General features: G+C 62.9%; 21 protein-coding genes. 5 read left to right on the top strand and 16 right to left on the bottom strand.

The window, feature by feature from the left end:
• The first annotated feature begins 58 nt into the window (after positions 1-58).
• Positions 59-772, top strand: a complete 714-nt coding sequence (locus H0O22_RS12835) for a TIGR01548 family HAD-type hydrolase (protein WP_255439589.1) — start codon at positions 59-61, stop codon at positions 770-772.
• Here H0O22_RS12835 and H0O22_RS12830 read toward each other — a convergent pair.
• On the bottom strand, positions 769-2091 hold the full coding sequence (locus H0O22_RS12830) for an aminopeptidase P N-terminal domain-containing protein (RefSeq protein ID WP_185186998.1): 1323 nt from the start codon (positions 2089-2091) through the stop codon (positions 769-771). The genes H0O22_RS12835 and H0O22_RS12830 overlap by 4 nt on opposite strands.
• A gap of 68 nt (positions 2092-2159) precedes the next feature.
• Between H0O22_RS12830 and H0O22_RS12825 the strand changes: the two genes are divergently transcribed.
• Genes H0O22_RS12825 through ald form a run of 4 tightly spaced genes read left to right on the top strand, consistent with a single transcriptional unit; the run spans position 2160 to position 6923 of the window.
• The gene (locus H0O22_RS12825) at positions 2160-3476 is read left to right on the top strand and encodes a GTP-binding protein (RefSeq protein ID WP_255439340.1); all 1317 of its coding nucleotides are present in this window, start codon (positions 2160-2162) and stop codon (positions 3474-3476) included.
• Entirely contained in the window at positions 3473-4057 is a 585-nt protein-coding gene (locus H0O22_RS12820; protein WP_185186996.1) for a nicotinate-nucleotide adenylyltransferase, read from the top strand. Before H0O22_RS12825 ends, H0O22_RS12820 begins: the two co-directional genes overlap by 4 nt.
• On the top strand, positions 4057-5742 hold the full coding sequence (locus tag H0O22_RS12815) for an NAD+ synthase (protein ID WP_185186995.1): 1686 nt from the start codon (positions 4057-4059) through the stop codon (positions 5740-5742). The genes H0O22_RS12820 and H0O22_RS12815 overlap by 1 nt, the downstream gene beginning before the upstream one ends.
• A gap of 47 nt (positions 5743-5789) precedes the next feature.
• On the top strand, positions 5790-6923 hold the full coding sequence (ald, locus tag H0O22_RS12810) for an alanine dehydrogenase (protein ID WP_185186994.1): 1134 nt from the start codon (positions 5790-5792) through the stop codon (positions 6921-6923).
• Positions 6924-7945: 1022 nt separating this feature from the next.
• On the opposite strand, the gene H0O22_RS12805 is transcribed toward ald, so the two are convergent.
• The 15 genes from H0O22_RS12805 to atpE all read right to left on the bottom strand — a co-directional run bounded on the left by H0O22_RS12805 (position 7946) and on the right by atpE (position 19168).
• Entirely contained in the window at positions 7946-8266 is a 321-nt protein-coding gene (locus H0O22_RS12805; protein ID WP_185186993.1) for a hypothetical protein, read from the bottom strand.
• Positions 8267-8310: 44 nt separating this feature from the next.
• Positions 8311-8979, bottom strand: coding sequence for a fatty acid desaturase (locus H0O22_RS12800; protein WP_185186992.1), 669 nt, complete (start codon positions 8977-8979; stop codon positions 8311-8313).
• A 38-nt stretch (positions 8980-9017) separates the two neighbouring features.
• Entirely contained in the window at positions 9018-9974 is a 957-nt protein-coding gene (locus H0O22_RS12795; RefSeq protein ID WP_185186991.1) for an orange carotenoid-binding protein, read from the bottom strand.
• A 456-nt stretch (positions 9975-10430) separates the two neighbouring features.
• A complete protein-coding gene (gene psbA / locus H0O22_RS12790; protein ID WP_185186296.1) occupies positions 10431-11510 on the bottom strand; it encodes a photosystem II q(b) protein in 1080 nt (359 codons plus the stop codon).
• Positions 11511-11885: 375 nt separating this feature from the next.
• Positions 11886-12305 carry a YchJ family protein gene (locus H0O22_RS12785; RefSeq protein WP_185186990.1) on the bottom strand — a complete coding sequence of 140 codons (420 nt, stop codon included), beginning with the start codon at positions 12303-12305 and terminating at the stop codon, positions 11886-11888.
• Entirely contained in the window at positions 12305-13351 is a 1047-nt protein-coding gene (locus H0O22_RS12780) for a DUF3326 domain-containing protein (protein ID WP_185186989.1), read from the bottom strand. The genes H0O22_RS12785 and H0O22_RS12780 overlap by 1 nt, the downstream gene beginning before the upstream one ends.
• A complete protein-coding gene (locus H0O22_RS12775; RefSeq protein WP_185186988.1) occupies positions 13348-13551 on the bottom strand; it encodes a hypothetical protein in 204 nt (67 codons plus the stop codon). The genes H0O22_RS12780 and H0O22_RS12775 overlap by 4 nt, the downstream gene beginning before the upstream one ends.
• On the bottom strand, positions 13548-13871 hold the full coding sequence (locus H0O22_RS12770) for a 2Fe-2S iron-sulfur cluster-binding protein (protein ID WP_185186987.1): 324 nt from the start codon (positions 13869-13871) through the stop codon (positions 13548-13550). The genes H0O22_RS12775 and H0O22_RS12770 overlap by 4 nt, the downstream gene beginning before the upstream one ends.
• A gap of 41 nt (positions 13872-13912) precedes the next feature.
• Positions 13913-14614, bottom strand: coding sequence for a putative 2OG-Fe(II) oxygenase (locus tag H0O22_RS12765; RefSeq protein ID WP_185186986.1), 702 nt, complete (start codon positions 14612-14614; stop codon positions 13913-13915).
• 96 nt (positions 14615-14710) lie between these two features.
• Positions 14711-15664, bottom strand: a complete 954-nt coding sequence (locus H0O22_RS12760; protein WP_185186985.1) for a F0F1 ATP synthase subunit gamma — start codon at positions 15662-15664, stop codon at positions 14711-14713.
• 31 nt (positions 15665-15695) lie between these two features.
• A complete protein-coding gene (atpA, locus tag H0O22_RS12755) occupies positions 15696-17213 on the bottom strand; it encodes a F0F1 ATP synthase subunit alpha (protein ID WP_185186984.1) in 1518 nt (505 codons plus the stop codon).
• Positions 17214-17265: 52 nt separating this feature from the next.
• Complete coding sequence (atpH, locus tag H0O22_RS12750) at positions 17266-17814, bottom strand: ATP synthase F1 subunit delta (RefSeq protein WP_185186983.1); 549 nt, start codon at positions 17812-17814, stop codon at positions 17266-17268.
• Positions 17814-18332 (bottom strand): F0F1 ATP synthase subunit B, encoded by a 519-nt coding sequence (locus H0O22_RS12745; RefSeq protein ID WP_185186982.1) that lies wholly within the window; start codon positions 18330-18332, stop codon positions 17814-17816. The genes atpH and H0O22_RS12745 overlap by 1 nt, the downstream gene beginning before the upstream one ends.
• Positions 18329-18790 carry a F0F1 ATP synthase subunit B' gene (locus tag H0O22_RS12740; protein WP_185186981.1) on the bottom strand — a complete coding sequence of 154 codons (462 nt, stop codon included), beginning with the start codon at positions 18788-18790 and terminating at the stop codon, positions 18329-18331. Before H0O22_RS12740 ends, H0O22_RS12745 begins: the two co-directional genes overlap by 4 nt.
• A gap of 129 nt (positions 18791-18919) precedes the next feature.
• Positions 18920-19168, bottom strand: a complete 249-nt coding sequence (atpE, locus tag H0O22_RS12735; RefSeq protein WP_010315318.1) for an ATP synthase F0 subunit C — start codon at positions 19166-19168, stop codon at positions 18920-18922.
• Positions 19169-19281 lie beyond the last annotated feature (113 nt).

Here is a 19281-nt window from a genome sequence, read left to right as displayed (position 1 = left end):
GCCGCTGTTCTCCAGTCCCCTGAACCCACGCGCTGTTCTCTTGTTCGACATCGATGGCGTGATCCGCGATGTGGGGGGCAGTTACCGCAAGGCAATCGTGGAGACGGTGCATCACTACAGCGGCCAGCGCCCGAGCCCCGAGAGCATCGATGCCCTGAAGGCCGAGGGCTGCTGGAACAACGACTGGGAAGCCTCCCTGGAGTTGCTGCGCCGGCAGGGTCAGCAGGACCTCCCGGCCTTTGAGGCGCTGGTGGAGGTCTTCAACGGCTTCTATTTCGGTGGGGATCCAGAGGGGGATCCCGCGGCCTGGACTGGTTTTATCCGCAATGAACCCCTGCTGGTGGATGCGGCCTTGTTTTCCGCCCTCTCGGCGGCCGATGTGGCCTGGGGCTTTGTCAGCGGCGCCGAACCGCCATCGGCACGGTTCGTGCTCCAAACCCGTCTGGGGCTTGAGCAGCCGCCCCTAATTGCCATGGGGGAGGCCCCCGACAAACCTGATCCCAGCGGCTTTCTGCGACTCGCCAATGCCCTGGCGCCCCCGTCGGTGCCTGTGGCCTATCTCGGAGATACCGTGGCCGATGTCACCACCGTGGTGCGCGCGCGCCAGGCGAAACCCGATCAGCGCTTCATCAGCCTCGCGGTGGCCCCGCCACACCTGCACAGCACCCCCAGGCGCGCGGCCTATGAGGGCCAGCTGCGCCAAGCCGGAGCGGACGTGGTCATTCCTGGCACCACAGCGGTGTTGGCGGCATTGGAGCAGGCGATCGCCTAGCGCTCCAGCGCCGCTGGAGCCTTGAGGGCGGCCGCCGTCAGGTTCTCGTGGCCGTGCTCGGTCACGGCGACATCGTCTTCAATCCGGATGCCGATGCCCTTCCAACGCTCTTCGATCTCTGGCTGGCCCTCGGGGACAGGCAGCCGGTCACTGACATAGAGGCCCGGCTCAACGGTCAGAACCATCCCGGGCTCGAGGCCCACGTGGTGTTCACCCAGGCGATAGGCGCCGACGTCATGGACATCGAGGCCCAGCCAATGGCCGGTGCGATGCATGTAGAGGTGGCGGTAGGCGCCCTGCTCGATGATCCCGTCCACCTCACCGCGCAGCAGGCCCAGGTCCACCAAGCCCTCCACGAGCACCCGAACGGCGGTGTCATGGACCGCTTCAGCGGTTTGCCCCGGAGCCACGGCGGCCACGGCGGACTCTTGGGCGGCCAACACCAGCTCGTAGAGGGCGCGCTGCTCAGGGCTGAAGCGACCGTTGATCGGGAAGGTGCGGGTGATGTCTCCGTTGTAGTAGTCGTTCAGGGAGCAACCGGCGTCGATCAAGAGCAGATCGCCGTCGTTCAGCACCGCGTTGTTCGCCGTGTAGTGCAGAACGCAGGCGTTGTCCCCGCCGGCGACGATCGAGCCATAGGCCGGACCTCGCGCTCCCTGCTCAAGGAAGTGCTGCTCGATCACGCCTTGCACCTGACGCTCGTTCAGCCCAGGGCGCGCCACCTGACGGGCCAGTTCATGGGCCTCCGCGGAAATGCGCGCCGCCTCGCGCATGCGCACGATCTCCTCAGGGCTCTTGCGTAGCCGCAGGGCATGGAGCAGCGGGCAGGGCGCCACCAGGCCCAGGGCGGCCGCACCCGTGCGGGGCGCCCGATCGAGCTGGCCGGCCCAGGCCTGCAGGACATGGGGTTCAACCTTGGGGTGTTGGCCCACCCGGAAGGCAATGCCCTCGGCACCGCGCAAGTAGTCCGCGAGCCGTTCAGCCAACTCCTCACGGGGATGGGCCAGATCAGCGCCAAAGCGCTCCACAGCGCCTTCACAGCCCCAACGGAACCCCATCCAGACCTCGGCACTGGGTTCCTTGGGCTGGACGAAGAGGACGAACCGTTCCCCCTCCGGCCGGTGGGGCAGAAACAGGGCGACGGCGTCGGGCTCATCGAAGCCCGTCAGATACCAGAAGTCACTGTTCTGGCGAAACGGCCACTCGCAGTCGGCGTGGTGGGTCACCAGCGGAGCGGCGGGAATCACCGCAGCGGCACCACCGAGGGCCTCAAAGAAACGAGCACGGCGCTGGGCAAAGACGTCCGGAGCGAGCGACATGGAAGCGAGCGGTGCTGAGCGCGACGATGGCACAACCGCTTCAATGCATGGCGACCAGGTCCGCGCCCGTGCCTCAGCCCTCCACCGCTGAACGCTGCGAACTGCTGCTCTCGCAGTGGCGGGGAGACCTGCGCCTGAGCGACCGGGAGCGTTCCCTGCTGGAGCCGGAACTGCGGACCCTGGATCAACAGCTACTGGCCCTCAAAGAGCGGCGGCTGCGGGTGGCGGTCTTTGGTCGGGTGGGCGTCGGCAAGTCCAGCCTGCTCAATGCCCTGCTGGAGAAGCCGGTCTTCGCCACGGATGTGGCCCACGGCTGCACCCGCCGCCAGCAGCGCGAAGCCTGGGGGGTCCAGGTGCCAGAGCTCAGCCGGATCGAGCTGGTGGACACCCCAGGCATTGATGAAATCGCCGCCCGGGCCCGGCACCGCTTGGCGGCTCGGGTCGCCCTTGGGGCTGACCTGGTCCTGCTCGTGCTCGACAGCGACCTGACCACCCCGGAAGCCGAGGCGATCGAGCAGTTGCTCAGCGCCGGCAAACCGCTGCTGCTGGTGCTGAATCGCATCGACAACTGGCCGAGCGACGAGCGGGCGGCCCTGATCGAGAGCATCCGCTCCCGCCTGCCCCGCCAGGCCCAGCACCTGGAGATCCTGCCGGTGGCCGCCGCCCCGCGGCGGGCGGTCCTGCTGGAGGGGGGCCGGGTGCGCAGCGAAGTGCAACCGGCCCGCATCGCCCCCTTGCGCACGGCCCTGCTGGAGCTGCTCAAGGACCAGGGCTCGCTCTTGCTCGGCCTCAATGGGCTCAGGGCCGCCGATCGCTTCAGCCAAAGCCTGCACGCCTGGCGCCTGAAGCGCGGCAAGGCCGCCGCCCAGGGACTGATCGGTCGTTATGCGGCGATGAAGGCGACGGGAGTGGCGGCCAACCCGCTGCTGCTGCTGGATCTCGCCGGCGGCTTTGCGATCGACACCGCCCTGGTGCTGCAGCTCTGCAAGCTCTACGACCTGGAGATGAGCAGCAGCGGGGCTCGGGCCCTGTTGACGCGGCTCTCCGCCCAGAACGCCCTGCTGGGGGGAACGCAATTGGGCATCCAACTGCTGTTGGGGGGACTGCGGCAGGTGCTGCTCCTGGCGGCCCCTCTCAGTGGTGGGTTGAGCCTGGCCCCCGCCGCGCCAGTCGCGATGGCCCAGGCCGCCCTTGCCGTTTACAGCACCCGTCTCACCGGACGTTTGGCGGCGGCGGAGCTGTTGCGCAGCGCCCAACGGGGTCGCTTTCGGCCCGCATCCCTGCTGAGGCGTCTAGCGGGCCAGGACCCGCAGGTGCGCGACTGGCTGCAGCAGTGGCAGCGCATGGGTGGGGGCGCAATCGCCTCCGGCAACCTGCTGCCGTGAACAGGCGCGAGCTGGCCCTATTCGGCACCAGTGCCGACCCGCCGACCGAGGGGCATCGGGCGCTGCTGCTTGGCCTCGCCCAGCGCTACGGCCAGGTGGCGGCCTGGGCCAGCGACAACCCCTTCAAACAGCACGGGGCTCCCCTGGAGCTGCGGGCCCAGTTGCTGGGCACCCTGATCGACAGCCTGGGCAACTCCCAGATCGAACTCGCCCAGGACCTGAGCAGTCCCAAGGCCATTGAGACCCTCGATCGCGCTGCCCAGCGGTGGCCCGATCTGGATCTCGTGTTTGTCGTCGGTGGCGATCTAGCCGGACAAATCCCCAGCTGGTTTCAGGCCCAAGCGCTGCTGCAACGCTGCCGCTTGACGGTGGTGCCGCGCCAGGGACACCCCATCGCGGATGGCGCGCTCGAGCGGCTCCGGGAGCTGGGGGCCGAGGTTGAGCTGCTGGAGCTGCCTGTCCCTGCCACGGCCAGCTCCGCGATTCGCGGCGGACACGAGAGCCGCTCGATTCCCGAGGTGCTCTGGCCGGAACTGCTCAAGCACAATCTCTATGGCCTCACCGCAAAGATCGCTCCCTAATGCGCATCGCCCTGGCCCAGATCAATCCCTTGGTGGGGGACCTGAGCGGCAATGGCGCCCAACTGCTGGCGGCGTGCCGCCGCGCCGCAGCAGACGGAGCCGATCTGATGGTCGCGCCGGAACTGGCGCTCTGGGGCTATCCCCCGCGGGACCTGCTGCTGCGGCCGTCCCTGCGGCAACGGCAGGAGGACGTGCTCGAGGCGCTCGCCCGCGACCTCCCGGCGGAGCAGGCGCTGCTGCTGGGGGTCAGCGAAACGGTTCGCGATGGCCAGCAACCCGATCTGTTCAACAGCGTGGCCCTCGTGGAGAAGGGCCGCTGGCGGATCGTGGCGCGCAAACGCCTGCTCCCCAGCTACGACGTCTTCGATGAACGGCGCTACTTCCGCCCCGCCGAAGAGCCCTGCCTGCTGGAGCTCGAGCGGGACGGACGCAGCTGGCGGCTGGGCCTAACCATTTGCGAGGACCTCTGGGTCGAGGAGCACCTGCACAGCCAACGGCTGCTCGGCGGAGATCCCGTCGGGGACTTAGCAGCCATGGCCCCCGACCTGCTGATCAATCTCTCGGCCTCGCCCTTCGGCCAAGGCAAACCGCACCTGCGGCGGGAGCTCGCCAAGAGCGCGGCCCAGCGGCTGAGCGCTCCGGTGATCTACGTCAACCAGGTGGGAGGCAATGACGAGCTGATCTTCGATGGCGGCAGCTTCGTCAGCACTGCCAGCGGCGCCGTGGGCGCCCAGCTGGCCTTCGGTGCCGCGGATCTGGCCTGCTGGGAACCCGGCCAGGCCGCTGAGGCGGCCGCCATCCCCTCGGATGAGGAGCTGCTGCTGCGGGCCCTGGTGCTGGGGGTGCGGGATTACGCGCGCAAATGCAGCTTCGGCAAAGCCCTGTTGGGCCTGAGCGGCGGCATCGATTCCGCCCTGGTGGCGGTGCTGGCGGCGGCGGCCCTCGGCGCCGAGAAGGTGCAAGCGCTGCTGATGCCCTCCCCCTGGAGTTCCGAGGGATCGATCAACGACTCCCTGCACCTCGCCAAGCGGCTGGGCATCCACACCCAAACGGTGCCCATCGAAGGGTTGATGGGAGGGTTTGATGCCGCCTTGAGCCCTCCCTTGGGGGGAACGCCAGCGGGCGTCACGGCGGAGAACCTGCAATCCCGCATCCGAGGCACCCTGCTGATGGCAGTGGCCAATCAACAGGGGCAACTGCTGCTGACCACGGGCAACAAGAGCGAGCTGGCCGTGGGCTACTGCACCCTCTACGGCGACATGAATGGGGGGCTCGCCGTGATCGGCGACCTCTACAAATCCACCGTGTTTCATCTCTGCAACTGGATCGACTCCGAGGCCGCCCAGGCGGTGCGCCAGGAGCTGGGACTGCCGGCACAAGGGGAATTGATTGGAGCGGCGATTCGCGAGAAACCGCCCAGCGCCGAGTTGCGCCCCGATCAAAAAGACAGCGATTCACTCCCGGATTACGCCGTGCTGGATCCGCTGCTCAAGGCCCTACTCGAAGAGCACCAGAGCCCGGAAGAGTTGAGCCAACAGGGAACGGATCCTGCTCTCGCCGAACGGGTGATGGGTCTGCTGCGCCGCGCCGAGTTCAAGCGGCGCCAGGCACCACCAGTGCTGAAACTCAGCCAACGGGCTTTCGGGAGCGGTTGGCGGATGCCGATCGCGGCGGCCAGCCAGTAGCCAGAGGCGGCGAACCCCGCCATCGTGGAGATGATCGAAGGTCTGCCATGGCCGGCTCCATCGCACCGATCTCCAGCATCGGGGTGCCACGGGAAGTCAAACCCGATGAGCAGCGGGTCGCCCTAACCCCCGATGCCGTACGCGAGCTGGTGAGCCATGGCCTTTCGGTGCGGGTGGAACAGAACGCCGGGTCCGGGGCTGGTATTGAGGACGCGGCCTACGTGGCAGCCGGGGCCGAGCTGGTCAGCCGCGAAGACGCCTGGGGCGCCCACCTCGTGGTCAAGGTCAAGGAACCCCAGGTGGAGGAATTCCCCTTCCTCCGCGCCGATCAGGTGCTCTTCACCTACCTGCACCTCGCCGCCTACCCCGATGTCGGCGAAGCCCTGATCAAGGCCGGCACCACCGCCATCGCCTACGAAACGGTCCAGCTCGCGGACGGCAGCCTGCCCCTGCTGGCGCCCATGAGCGAGATCGCCGGCCGGCTCGCGGCCCAGGTGGGCGCCCACCTGCTGGAGAAACCCCACGGCGGGCGTGGTGTCTTGATCGGAGGCTGCACCGGCGTTCGTCCCGCCCGGGTGGTGGTCCTGGGGGCTGGCAGCGTCGGCTGGAACGCAGCCCGGGTCGCGGCCGCGATGGACGCGGAGGTTCTGCTGCTGGATCTCTCCCCCGAGCGGCTACGGCAACTGGAGCCGGCGCGGCAGGGGCGGATGGTGAGCCTGGTCAGCAGCGTCGGCCGGCTGGAGCGGCTGATTCCCAGCGCCGACCTTGTCATCGGCGCGGTGCTGCGTCCAGGTGATCGCACCCCGACCCTGGTGAGCGAAGAGCTCGTCAAACAGATGCAGCCCGGTTCTGTGATCGTCGATGTCGCCATCGACCAGGGGGGCTGCATCGCCACCAGCAGGGAGACGACCCACACCGATCCGGTGGTGACGATCCACGGCGTGCAGCACTACGCCGTCGGCAACATGCCCGGCGCCGTGCCCTACACCTCCACCGAAGCCCTGGTCAGCGTCACCCTGCCCTACATCCTCGCGATCGCCGGGCGGGGCCTGATCGAAGCGGTCACCGACCGGCCCGAACTGGTCTCCGGCCTAAACACCGTCGGCGGCTCCGTCTGCCATCCCGGCGTGGCCAAAGCCCTGGGCGTGGGCAACCGTCATCCGATGGCCTGCTTGAACTAGGCCTCGGCTTGCCTCGGTTTTGCCGAAGAGAAGAGATGTCCCTATTTGGGGCTATCTCGATCACCCCGAACACGGCGAAAGTAAGCACAACCCCGAAAGGGGGGTGCCTGAAAGACGACCCCCCGCACTTCTTTTGGATCGGGGGGTTTTTCGTATGACGACACCTGAGAGAGACACACGCTTCCAGGGTGGCTGGCACGTTGTTCCCTTGGACAAAAGTCCTGAGGACAGCGCCCAGCGGAAGCGCTTTATTCGTGAGTCTCGCCAAGGAGATCAGGCCCACCCTGAGACCCAAGAGCAGGCCTAACCTCAGTTGCCCCCATTTGGGGCTATCCCCAATTCACTCGATCACAGTTAAGTGGTGCCAACTCCGAAAGGAGGGGCCTGATGCTCATCCCCCCTGACACTTTCCGGTGGGCAGGGGGATTTTTTTCGACTAGAACAGACTCCGAGCGGATCTGATCTGCCGCTGGAAGGCTTGCTGGGGGCCATCAGGGATCGCCACACTCATACTGAATTGGCTGAAGAAGCATGCAGGTCCGCCCTGCCTCTTCCATGGATCAGCGGCCAATCAACCTCGCGCAAGCAACTCAACTGCAGCTGAGAACCACCACGAATAGCCTGTGGAAAGAATATTAATTACTACTTGCCGGCAATTTATCTTCCCCAAGGGAATCAGGAAGATGCCGATTGTCTGTGCGTAAAGGTGAAAACATAAAGAGATTTCCAGCCACTAATCCGACAGCAACGATGATGGCGGCAAGTTTCTCCAGAGACTCGATATTCACTTCACCTAGCTCATCCGGGCGCTTGACCTGATTGCTCAGCGCTCGCAGCAGCCTGTTCTAGGTCTCCCCAAGTGAGGCCAGCAGCTTTCAACGATTCGTGGATCTCTTGCTCGATGATGTGTGCTGAGTCGAGACAGCGGAGATACTCTACATATTGAGGTATAAGCAGAGCCAACGTTGGCGTCGAATTAGTCATAAATACATTTCTCCACCTGGAGAGCAGATTCTAATGACCTAGAACATCGACATTGCTTTGACCTTTGCAATCTTTTTCGCATCAAGTCCCTCAAGCTGGCTCAATGACACCAATCCTCGCTTGACCATTTCTGCAAATGCAAACAAAGCCGTCTCTGGATCAAACTGCGACCGCCCTTCTAGCTCATGACGCTCGATGCTGAGATAGTCATGTAGAGCGTAAAGGGATTCAATGTCAGGCAAGTCGGACGCTTTGTCCTGAACAAGTGAGATAAGTTGAAGCTCAGCATTTTTATTCCCAGCCGCAAAGGCCTGTTTTGCTATTTCAATCTCCGTTGAAGTCCATTCTGCGTTGTTCATTGGATTGGGGTGCGGTCAACAGGTGGAGGATGCTCAGGAAGGGACTATATTTTTGCCATTGCCAGTCTATAGAGCTGATACCAAGGAATATGTGGGTTTTCGTGGTGCTCTCTGTGATACCCAAAGTTGTAGCAAGTCAACAGAGATACGAATGGCGAGAAATAATTACTTCTGGGGGTATTCCGAGCAGAGTCTTTCCCGGGTTTGTGCGGCATCCATATCCCAAAAGTGAAAAGCTGGATCGAACTAAGCACCAAAGGAACAGCACCAAAGAGAATTACACTTCGGAACGGGTCAACGGATTGAGAATAGACAAGAGCCCAGCCCATACCCAGGATGACGAGCGAGCCAACGCTGGTGTACGAACAAAGAAACCTCGCGAACCATTTAACAAAAGAAGCTTCATGCTCCTTTCGGTAATCGGGGTCGAGAGAAGTCTCGGGCGCAAGGTGGTGAAGCAGATGCTTGCGCTTGCAGGATGAATAGCTTAGTCCTGCATAGAGGAACAAAGCCGCAGCACCAATTACCTTGTTGATGCGAGGCCAACTTGGAGAAAGAGTGCCGTGCATGCTGTCATGCGCAACGATAAAAAGGCCAGTATTCAGATAGCACTTCGCGCAAATCAGCAACAAAGTCAGCCCAACACTGGCTTTAACAGGCTCTACGTTGATAGTCACGATCGCAACGCCCAGCCATGGCAATAGGATTGCCATGGCATGAAAGAGACCGGTCGTGCTTCGTTGAACCGATTTCAACGCTTGCCCAGCTTTAGGAGTTCGGCTGGATTGGCCAGAAGATCAATGGCAACGAAGTAGATCTTGTCATTTTCATCGAGCAAGAAGCGCCAAGCGACGTTCATGCCGACTTCACTGCCGAACCACGGTGTCTGCACTTTTCCCGTGACCTTGATCTGGTTAAAGCCAGACTCTGCAGGCTCACCAAAACCACCTTGGGGCATAAGCTTTAGATTTTGGCAGTCTCTCTTGAAGAACTTAAGGATTGCTTCTTTACCAATAATTGGCCTCTGAAACGGAGGCTGCAGTGCGCCGTCGGGCAGGAACAACTCAATAAGAGCATCGAAGTCATTCGAGTTGAGAAGCTCCATGTAACTCAAAACCGTTTGGTTGAGCACACCGGGAATGAAAATTTGCTGACGTTCTGATTGAGGTGTAGGGATCACCTCTGGCTCGCTAGCAAGGTTGTCTTCGTCCTTAGCAGGATCGAAGCCCATATCAACAACAAAGTTTCTGAGAATACTGATCTGCTGCCCTTGCTCGACCTTCTTAAGGGATTCAAGGACCGAGTTTGCGTTAGCAGAAAGCTTGTAGCCTTGCGGTATACCCGCGACAGCACCTTTTCTCATTAGCTCGCCAAGCTCGTACCAGAAGCCGAGTTTGACGTTGATCGACCAGTTGGCATATTGACGGCCAATCGGCATGTCCACCTTGGTCGCCAAGTCGCACATGACCTTGCTCTGCTGATCAGGAGACATCTCAGAGATCTCCTTGAGAGCGAGCTGGCAAAACTGCATGCGCGCGGCCCCAGGTGCTGCAACAGTGATGGTTTTACCCATCTCTGTGTATGCAAACCAGATCAGCGCCAGCTGGTCTTCGGCACTTAAAAGCTGATATCGAGCAGTAATAGCGGGAATAACATCAGCGGTCTTCGTCTCTGGGAATATCTGAGCAGCCTTCTCGATCGTGAACATTCGTTCTCACTTACAAGTTGTTACACAATAGCACGAGCCTCGCCTTGTTCTTGCTAAACGCGTCAGTCGCTTTTCTGATTGTGCCCGACCTGGGTGATCAACTACTCGCGACTCCACATCATTGACCCCATATGGGGGTTTTCTGCTCAGGAAGATTGAATGAAGCTGGCATCGAAACGTCAGTCCATCCCCTCGGACGCCTGCCCGGGGGGATTTTTTATGGACTTCACTCGTTCAGCGGCCTTCTTCTTGGTGCCAAGGGGATTGGGTCGGGGGGTCGGATAAGTCTCCCCTGCTCGGACAACGGCGGAATGTTCTCGGACATCTCCTCGGCGGTTATGGCTCCGGTGACCTCACAACTGCAAGCCCAAGCAACAAAAAGCCCCCGCTTTCGCGGGGGCTTTTGATTCAACACTCCTCGAAGTTCGAGAAGAAGCTGAATCTTGGGGTTCAGCCTCAGCCGATGGCGGGAGCAGTCAGAGCCACGGGGGTGGACTCAGCAGCAGCCAGGTCGAGGGGGAAGTTGTGAGCGTTGCGCTCGTGCATCACTTCCATACCGAGGTTGGCGCGGTTCAGCACGTCAGCCCAGGTGTTCAGCACACGACCCTGGGAATCCAGGATCGACTGGTTGAAGTTGAAGCCGTTCAGGTTGAACGCCATGGTGCTAACGCCCAGGGCGGTGAACCAGATACCAACCACAGGCCAGGCAGCCAGGAAGAAGTGCAGGCTGCGGCTGTTGTTGAAGGAGGCGTATTGGAAGATCAGGCGACCGAAGTAACCGTGGGCAGCCACGATGTTGTAGGTCTCTTCCTCTTGGCCGAACTTGTAGCCGTAGTTCTGGGACTCGCTCTCGGTGGTTTCACGCACCAGGGAGGAGGTCACCAGGGAGCCGTGCATGGCGGAGAACAGGGAACCACCGAACACACCAGCCACACCAAGCATGTGGAAGGGGTGCATCAGGATGTTGTGCTCAGCCTGGAACACCAGCATGTAGTTGAAGGTGCCGGAGATGCCCAGGGGCATGGCGTCCGAGAAGGAGCCCTGACCGAAGGGATACACCAGGAACACTGCGGAAGCAGCAGCCACGGGTGCGCTGTAAGCAACGCAGATCCAGGGGCGCATGCCGAGGCGGTAGGAGAGTTCCCACTCACGACCCATGTAGGCGTAGATGCCGATGAGGAAGTGGAAAACAACCAGCTGGAAAGGACCGCCGTTGTACAGCCACTCGTCGAGGCTGGCGGCTTCCCAGATGGGATAGAAGTGCAGGCCGATGGCGTTGCTGGAGGGGATAACAGCACCAGAGATGATGTTGTTTCCGTAGATCAGGGAGCCAGCAACAGGCTCACGGATGCCGTCGATGTCGACGGGGGGTGCTGCGATGAACGCAACGATGAAGCAGATGGTGGCGGCCAGCAGGCAGGGAATCATCAGAACGCCGAACCAACCCACATAGAGGCGGTTGTCGGTGCTGGTGACCCACTCGCAGAACTGGTTCCACGCAGAAGCGCCTTGGCGCTGCTGGATGGTGGTCGTCATGAGTACGGGAAAGAAAGGCTCAACGGACTAGCCGTCAGAGCGGGGATGCAAAACGGCCCTGTTGGGCTGTTGCAACTGAACTTATGGGCATCGACCAAGAACTGGGAACCCTTTTGGCGATCGCCTCTGGCGATCACAGCGATAACCAGAGCTGATCAGCCCCGTCATGACTGAGCTCTTGCGATCATCTGAGGCTGAATCGCCCCCAAATGGGGACACGGCCGTCAGCGGCTGGATTGCCCCCATTTGGGGCTTGGGGGATGGCTAGGCGCAGAAGCAAAGAGATCCAAGCCCGCAGGGAGGGGGCACCGAAGAGCAGGCGGCCCCCGTTGACGGACGGGGGCTTTTTTCGCTGCTTCTAATGAGAGGAAGCCATTAACCCTCAGCCGCCAGATAGAGCCAACGGCCGACTAGATCCTCACCCTCGCGGCCAAAACGGGAGCACTCCCGCAGGACATGCGTCTGGCCGGATTGGCGGTAGTGGGCCTCAAAGGTCACCGTGCCGCTGAGGTCGGTCGCCCCCCCAGCCTCCCTGGCGCTGATCCGCAGCCGAGTCCAGCGCACGCCGCGGTTGCTCGCCTTCAGGGCTTGGCGACGCTCGGCCATGGGCTCTGGGGAGGGGTGGGTCTCGATCAAGTAATCGATCAGGTTCCTGCTGAAGGCGCTGTAGCGCGAACGCATCAACTGCTCGGCGGTCTCAGGCCGTGCCGTACCCAGGTGAAATGGCTCACAACAGGTGGCGTAGCACTCCCCCCCGCAGGGACAGGGCTCAGCGGAGGAGCCAAAGCCAGCCATCAGCCGAGCCGCCCCAAGGGACGCTGCAGGGCTTCAGGGTTGATCCCCTCCCGCAGGGCCAGCAGCAAGCCCGCCGCCTCGCTGTAACTGGACGCCGGGAGCACCTCGATCCCCAAGGCCTCGGACGTGACCGACAGGACGCATGGGTTCTCCACGGCGATCACCGGAACTCCGCGCTCCGCGCAGGCCAACACCGCCGCCCCCCCCAGGGCACCAGCCGGGGCCACCACGGCACCAATCTGATCGGGCCGAATCGATCCCGCAGGGGCCTCGGCCGCGGGCCAGAGCGCCGGAGCCCGGCTCAAGCCCACGAGGACACAGGGCAAAAAGGTGTAGCCCAGCTCTTCTCCAGCCGCCCGAGGATCCAACTGGGGGTCAATCTCTAGGGGGCTCAGGGCTGGGGCATGGGCGCAAGGCAGGTTCAGTTGACGGCTGAGCCAGTGGCTGATGACGGCCTCCGCACCAGCCAAGGCATCGACGCCGCCCCCTTGGCGGTAAGCCGTCAGGGCCTCGCTATCGGGATCATCGGGGAAACGGGCAACGACGGCAATCGCGGTGGCACCGGCATCCCGCAGGCGCTCTCCAGCCGCGAGCAGGACATCAGGGCGCTCCAGTTGGCCCCAGCTCGCGCCACTCTCCCCTTGGCTCAGGCTCACGCCGATGGGCGCGGCTGTGGTCTCAACAGGGCCAAGCGTGAGGCCCAGGCTGGCCCGGCAACCGTCGGCGACCTGCAGGTGCCGGAGGCGCAAGTCCTCCTCGATGCCGGTATCCAGCAGCAGACCGATGCGCTGGGAGCGCACCGGTTCGAGCGCCAGTTCTCCAGCCGCAAAACGATCGAGGCTCGATCCCTCGACGTAGTGAATGCGGGAGTCACTCCAATAAAGCGAGGCCCCATTCATCACATTGGGGTGGGTGATCAGACAGCCACTGGCGGCCGCCAACAGCCGAGCGGCGGGCACCGCATCACCGGCGTAGCCACCCACCTCACAGCCGATGCCCGTGGGCAAAACCATCAAGGTGGGCAGGGGCTCCCCAGAACGGGTCATACGAGCAGGGCGGGCTGGTGAACCATCGCTTCGAGGGTCAGCTGGCGCCCGCCATTGGGCAGACAGGTCGCCTCGGTAATCGCCCAGCGCAGGGGCACGCCATGGGTCCGGAGCGCAGCCTCGATCTGGGGCAGCAGCGGGCCGGGTTCACAGACGAGCGTGAGCGCCAGGGAGCGAAAACCAGAGAGCCCCGGGCTCACTTTTGGTACTGACCGAACTGGGCTTCGTAGAGGGCATCCTCCTGGCCGGCGACCACCTTGAGGTCGCTGCGGGGGAAGGCCACACAGAGCAGCGCGAAGCCCTGCTCCTGGAGCTCTGCCTTGACGCCCATGGCGTCGGGTTGATGCACGGAACCCTCTTTGACGACGGCCGCACAGGTCGTGCAGACACCGGAGCAGCAGGAGCTGGGGACGGGAACGCCGGCGGCTTCAGCAGCAGCGAGAACGGTCTGGTCGGCGGCGCAGCTGAAGCTGTGGCTAGCGCCGTTGAGTTCACAGACAACGGTGTAGGTCTCGCCCATGGATGGAGCTGCTCAGTCCAGAAGCTCCCCATTGTCCAGGATCACGGCCCGCCGAGGGGGGTCCACTGCTGCGGGTGCGGGGCCAGGTATTCGGGGGGAGCCCCGCCTAGGGGTGCGCTGAGGGCCAAATCAAAGGCCAAGGAGACCCGAAGGTCGTCGTCATCCTCATTAGCCGTCACGGCGTGGTCGGTCGCCGCCGGGAAGAGAACCAGCAGTCCAGCCCGGGGGGCCAGGTCGAAATGGGGCGCATTCCAGCTGATCGCACCGTCGAGGGGCCCGCCATGGCCCACGGCCAGACCCGGCACCAATTCATTGCTTTGGGTAGCGGGGTAAAGCCGCAGGCAACCACTGCGGCCTGAGCCATCCCCGTTGAGATAGACGATGGCGCTCAGGTGCGCATTGGGATGGTGGTGCCGCCCAACCACCTGCCCGGGTTCACTGACGACGGGCCAGGCCCGCTGGATATGAAGGGCGACTTGATCGCACTGGAAACCGAGCTGCGTGAGGTACTCCCAGGCGTGCCGCCGCACCAGCTCACTGATGGCCGCAAAAGCGGGGAGCTGGTGCACCTGCCAGATGCCGTTGATGTCACCGGTCCAGGCACAGCCCGGATTGGGGTTACCGCTGTCCTCGCCGCGCAACGCCAAAACGTCCTGGAGCAACAGGACAGAATCCATCGGATCCAAGGGCAGCTGCGCCGTGGCCAGCGCCAACGGAAACAGCGGTTGCAGGGAAAGCGTCATGACGCGCAGGCGCTCTAGTCATCCTGCGATGCCGGACACCGGCTACAAAAAAAGCCCTCCCCATAGGGAGGGCTTAAGAAAGCTGAGCAAGAACGCTCAGGCCATGGCGGCGGCGCCACCAACCACTTCCAGGATCTCCTGGGTAATGGCAGCCTGGCGGGCCTTGTTGTAGTCCAGGGTGAGGGACTTCGCGAGGGCCTTGGCGTTATCGCTGGCGTTGTTCATGGCGGTCATCCGGCTAGCGAGCTCGGAAGCGGCCGCTTCCTGCAGCGAACGCAGCAGCTGGTTCTGCAGATACAGAGGCAGCAGGGCGTTCAGCAGCTGATCAGGGCTCTGTTCGAAGACCAGATCAGAGGGCAGGGAAGGCTGGTCATTGTTGACCGTGCCGGTTTCGACGCCGAGTTGACCGTCACGGGTGGTGAGACGGAAGATCTCGTCGTCCGCGCTGGCGATGCCCTGGGGATCCAGGGGCAGCAGCGTCTGGGAGACGGGCTTGGAGCTCACCAGGTTGATGAACTTGGTGAAGATGATCTCCACGCGATCGGTCGAGGCCGAGAGGAATTCGGCAAGCACCTCGTCGGCGATCTTGCCGGCTTCGGCAGCACTCGGAACCTGTTCGAGCCCCGTAAAGGTGGCGCGAATCGTGTACTGGCTGGCGCGGTTCTGGAAGTAGGAGGCGACTTTGCCGCCGATCAACACCAGATCCACGTCATAGCCCTGAGACTTCAGCTCAGCGTGACGCTGTTCGGTTCGCTTGATGATGTTGGCGTTGTAGCCGCCGCACAGACCCCGGTCACCGGTAACGGCGAGCAGGGTGATCGTGCGGACGTCGCGGTTCTCGAGCAGCGGTGCGTCGGCGGTCTCGAACTGCATGCGGGTCTGAAGATTCTCCAGAACGCGAGCAAGACGATCGGCGAACGGACGGCTACGCAGAACCTGTTCCTGGGCCCGGCGGACCTTGGCGGCTGCCACGAGGCGCATGGCCTCGGTGATCTTCCGGGTGTTTTTGACGGAACTGATCCTGTCGCGGATCTCCTTCAGGTTGGCCATGGATTGGACTCTCCGGGGTAACCGTCAGGGATCAGGCCGCAGCCAGCATCGAAGACTTCACTTCGTTGATGGCGGCCTTGAGCGTGGCCTCGGCGTCTTCGCTGAGGACCTTCTCGGTCTGGATCTTGGTGATGAACTCAGGCTTGTTCGTCTTCAGGTACTCGCGGAGTTCGCGGCAGAACTGAACGACGGACTCAACGGGAACTTCGTCGATCAGGCCCTTGACGCCGGCGTAAACGACGGCGACTTGCTCAGCCAGGATCAGGGGGCTGAACTGGGGCTGCTTCAGGATCTCGCGGAGACGCTTACCGCGGGCCAGCTGCTGCTGGGTGGCAGCGTCGAGGTCAGACGCGAACTGGGAGAAGGCGGCCAGTTCGTCGAACTGAGCCAGCTCGAGCTTGAGGGTTCCGGCGATCTTCTTGATGGCCTTGGTCTGGGCAGCACCACCCACCCGGCTCACGGAGATACCCACGTTGATGGCGGGGCGGAGACCGGAGTTGAAGAGGTCAGAGCTCAGGAAGACCTGACCGTCCGTGATGGAGATCACGTTGGTCGGGATGTAGGCCGAAACGTCACCAGCCTGGGTTTCGATGATCGGCAGGGCGGTCATGGAGCCCTTGCCCATGGCGTCGCTCAGCTTGGCGGCACGCTCGAGCAGACGGCTGTGGCAGTAGAAGACGTCGCCGGGGTAGGCCTCACGACCGGGGGGACGACGGAGCAGCAGGGACATCTGGCGGTAAGCCTGGGCCTGCTTGGTCAGGTCGTCATAAATGATGAGGGTGGCTTTGCCCTTGTACATGAAGGACTCAGCGATGGCGGCGCCGGTGTAGGGAGCCAGGTACTGCAGAGCAGCGGACTCAGAGGCGTTGGCAGCCACGATCACGGTGTAATCGAGGGCGCCCTTCTCACGCAGGACTTCGACGACGTTGGCCACGGAAGCGGCCTTCTGACCAATCGCGACGTAGACGCAAACAACGTCTTCGTCCTTCTGGTTGATGATCGTGTCGATCGCGATGGCGGTCTTGCCGGTCTGGCGGTCACCAATGATCAGCTCACGCTGGCCACGACCGATGGGAATCATCGAGTCGATGGCGGTGATGCCGGTCTGCATGGGCTCATGCACCGACTTGCGCTGGATGATGCCAGGCGCCATCGACTCGATCAGGCGGGTCTCGCTGGTGGGGATGTCACCCTTGCCATCGATGGCCTGACCGAGGGGATTCACCACACGGCCGAGCATGGCGTCGCCAACGGGCACCGAGGCGATCTTGCCGGTGGCCTTGACGGTGCTGCCCTCTTGAATGCCGCGACCCTCACCCATCAACACCGCGCCGACGTTGTCGTCTTCGAGGTTGAGAGCGATGCCTTCGGTGCCGTCTTCGAACTGGATCAGCTCACCAGCCATGACCTGCTCGAGGCCGTAGACGCGGGCGATGCCGTCGCCGACCTGCAGCACGGTGCCGACGTTGCTGACGGAAACCGACTTGTCGTAATCAGCGATCTGTTGCTTGAGGATCGCGCTGATCTCGTCGGGGCGGATGGAAACCATTGGAGGCGTTGGGGTTGAGGACGAGGGGTGAGAAAGGGGTTCGGGTGCGGAGCTAGCTCACCTTGGCCAGCGCCAGTCCGAGGCGACGCACCTGACCCGCGAGGCTGGCATCAATCACCTTGGAGCCGACTTTGACGACGAAACCGCCGATCAAATTGGGGTCGACGCTCAGATTGATCTCCAGCTTGTCGGTACCGGCCACGGCCTGAACCTTCTTGCTGAGCTCAGCCTGTTGCTCCTCATTGAGGGCAGCGGCGGAGGTGACAGAGGCGAGAGCGATGTTGCGCTGCTCGCGGTAGAGCTCGAGAGTGCGATCCAGCACGGCGTCGAGCATGCCAATGCGCTGGCGATCGGCCAGCAGCTTCAGCAAGTTGAGGAAGGAAGGCTTGAGTTGATCAGCGAAGAGCTTCTCAATGGCAGCCTTCTTGGCGGAGACCTCAAGCACTGGGGAGCCCATGGCTTCCCGGAGCTCAGGAGACTCCTTCCAGAGGGCAAGAACGGCCTTGGCCTGTTCCATGACCTCATCGGCTTCCTTGCGGCTCTCGGCCACTTGAAGGAAAGCCTCGGCGTAGGGGGTCGTAACGGTGTTGAGCAGCGGCATCAGGCGTTCCCCAACGTTTTGATGGACTGATTCACCAGCTGCGCTTGGGCATCAGCGCTGAGCTTGCCGGGCAGGGTGGCGAGTGCCTTCTCGATGGCCAGTCGGGCCGCCTCACGGCGGAGCTGGTTGCTGACCCGGGAGGCTTCAGCGTTGAGATCAGCAGCGGCGCCTTGCTTGAGACGGGCCATCTCCTCGATGGTGCGCTTCTCAGAGTCAAGACGGATGGCTTCAGCCCGTGCCTTGCCATCAACGCGAATCTGTTCAGCCTTCTGCTGGGCAGCGGCCAGATCCTGCTGGGCTTGAGACAGGGATGCGGTTGCCGAGCTGAGGCGCTCTTCAGCGTCTTTCAGGTCGGCAAGGATGATCGCGCGACGGCGCTCCAGGATGCTGCCCAGGAAGTTGGGCAGAAACTTGTAGAGGCCGAAGATGACGATGGCCAGGTTGATGATGTTGGTCTCGAACACATTGAGGTTCAGACCAAAGCCACCGTGGCTGGCGAAAAGGGAAGGAATGGTCATCGGGCTGCCAGCAGACGGTCGACGATCAGGTCACCGAGCTTGTCGGCGTCAGTCTTGAGTTGGCTCATGGCCGACTCGCGCTGGGCATCGATCTCGCGGCGTGCCTGCTCGCGGGCGGCATTGGCATCAGCGGTAGCTGCGGCCAGGGCCTCGCGATAAAGCTTGTCGGAATCAGCTTCCGCTTCTTGGATCAGCTTCGAGGCGGACAGACGTGCGTCCTTGAGCTGTTCCTTGAGGTCAGCTTCCAAGCGTTCGGCTTGGGCCAGCTTCTGCTTGGCCTCCGCACGGCTGGTGGTCACGTAACCCTCCCGCTCTTCCACGACCCGACCGACGGGGCTGAAGAACAGGGAATTGAGGATGAAGGTGAGGAGAACCACCTGAACTGCCATCAAAGGCAGGGTGGCGTCGAGGTCAAAGAGACCTCCCTCCGTTGCACCTAGCAAAAGCCAGCTGGTCATGAGGCAGGGGTGCGGGCGGTTGAAGCGGGCCGCGGAACGGCGGCGGAAGCTAGAGGCTGAGGCAAGGGATGAGGGGGTGGGCGGTCCAGCGAACTGACAACCGCCCGTCCCTCGTCACCTCAAGCGCGATCAGCCAGCGAAGGGGTTGGCGAACAGCAGCACCAGAGCGACCACAAGGCCGTAGATGGTGAGAGCTTCCATGAAGGCCAGGGACAGCAGCAGGGTGCCGCGGATCTTGCCTTCAGCTTCGGGCTGACGAGCAATGCCTTCGACAGCGCCGCCTGCAGCGGTGCCCTGACCGATACCAGGGCCGATGGCGCCGAGGCCGACAGCCAGACCAGCAGCGACAACAGACGCGGCGGAGGTGATGGAATCCATGGTGGAACGAAGGATGTGGGGCGCTGGGAGAGCGCGGATTGGGACCGGGACGTTATCCCTGCGCCTGGGACACCTGGATGAGACCGAGATGGGCCCGGATTGAACCGGACCTG

The sequence above is a fragment of the Synechococcus sp. LTW-R genome, from assembly GCF_014217875.1.
Classification (GTDB): Bacteria; Cyanobacteriota; Cyanobacteriia; order PCC-6307; family Cyanobiaceae; genus Vulcanococcus.
The sequence above is the reverse complement of the archived record's forward strand: the minus strand, read 5'-3'. Positions and strand labels throughout refer to the sequence as shown.

Bases quoted from the DNA above. Each gene is read 5' to 3' on its own strand.
- atpH (WP_185186983.1), bottom strand. From the start codon at position 17,814: ATGCCGCTGCTCAACACCGTTACGACCCCCTACGCCGAGGCTTTCCTT.
- H0O22_RS12795 (WP_185186991.1), bottom strand. From the start codon at position 9,974: ATGTTCACGATCGAGAAGGCTGCTCAGATATTCCCAGAGACGAAGACC.
- H0O22_RS12800 (WP_185186992.1), bottom strand. From the start codon at position 8,979: ATGGCAATCCTATTGCCATGGCTGGGCGTTGCGATCGTGACTATCAAC.
- H0O22_RS12765 (WP_185186986.1), bottom strand. From the start codon at position 14,614: ATGACGCTTTCCCTGCAACCGCTGTTTCCGTTGGCGCTGGCCACGGCG.
- atpA (WP_185186984.1), bottom strand. From the start codon at position 17,213: ATGGTTTCCATCCGCCCCGACGAGATCAGCGCGATCCTCAAGCAACAG.
- H0O22_RS12770 (WP_185186987.1), bottom strand. From the start codon at position 13,871: ATGGGCGAGACCTACACCGTTGTCTGTGAACTCAACGGCGCTAGCCAC.
- atpE (WP_010315318.1), bottom strand. From the start codon at position 19,168: ATGGATTCCATCACCTCCGCCGCGTCTGTTGTCGCTGCTGGTCTGGCT.
- ald (WP_185186994.1), top strand. From the start codon at position 5,790: ATGGCCGGCTCCATCGCACCGATCTCCAGCATCGGGGTGCCACGGGAA.
- H0O22_RS12805 (WP_185186993.1), bottom strand. From the start codon at position 8,266: ATGAACAACGCAGAATGGACTTCAACGGAGATTGAAATAGCAAAACAG.
- H0O22_RS12815 (WP_185186995.1), top strand. From the start codon at position 4,057: ATGCGCATCGCCCTGGCCCAGATCAATCCCTTGGTGGGGGACCTGAGC.
- H0O22_RS12830 (WP_185186998.1), bottom strand. From the start codon at position 2,091: ATGTCGCTCGCTCCGGACGTCTTTGCCCAGCGCCGTGCTCGTTTCTTT.
- psbA (WP_185186296.1), bottom strand. From the start codon at position 11,510: ATGACGACCACCATCCAGCAGCGCCAAGGCGCTTCTGCGTGGAACCAG.
- H0O22_RS12740 (WP_185186981.1), bottom strand. From the start codon at position 18,790: ATGACCAGCTGGCTTTTGCTAGGTGCAACGGAGGGAGGTCTCTTTGAC.
- H0O22_RS12760 (WP_185186985.1), bottom strand. From the start codon at position 15,664: ATGGCCAACCTGAAGGAGATCCGCGACAGGATCAGTTCCGTCAAAAAC.
- H0O22_RS12745 (WP_185186982.1), bottom strand. From the start codon at position 18,332: ATGACCATTCCTTCCCTTTTCGCCAGCCACGGTGGCTTTGGTCTGAAC.
- H0O22_RS12780 (WP_185186989.1), bottom strand. From the start codon at position 13,351: ATGACCCGTTCTGGGGAGCCCCTGCCCACCTTGATGGTTTTGCCCACG.
- H0O22_RS12785 (WP_185186990.1), bottom strand. From the start codon at position 12,305: ATGGCTGGCTTTGGCTCCTCCGCTGAGCCCTGTCCCTGCGGGGGGGAG.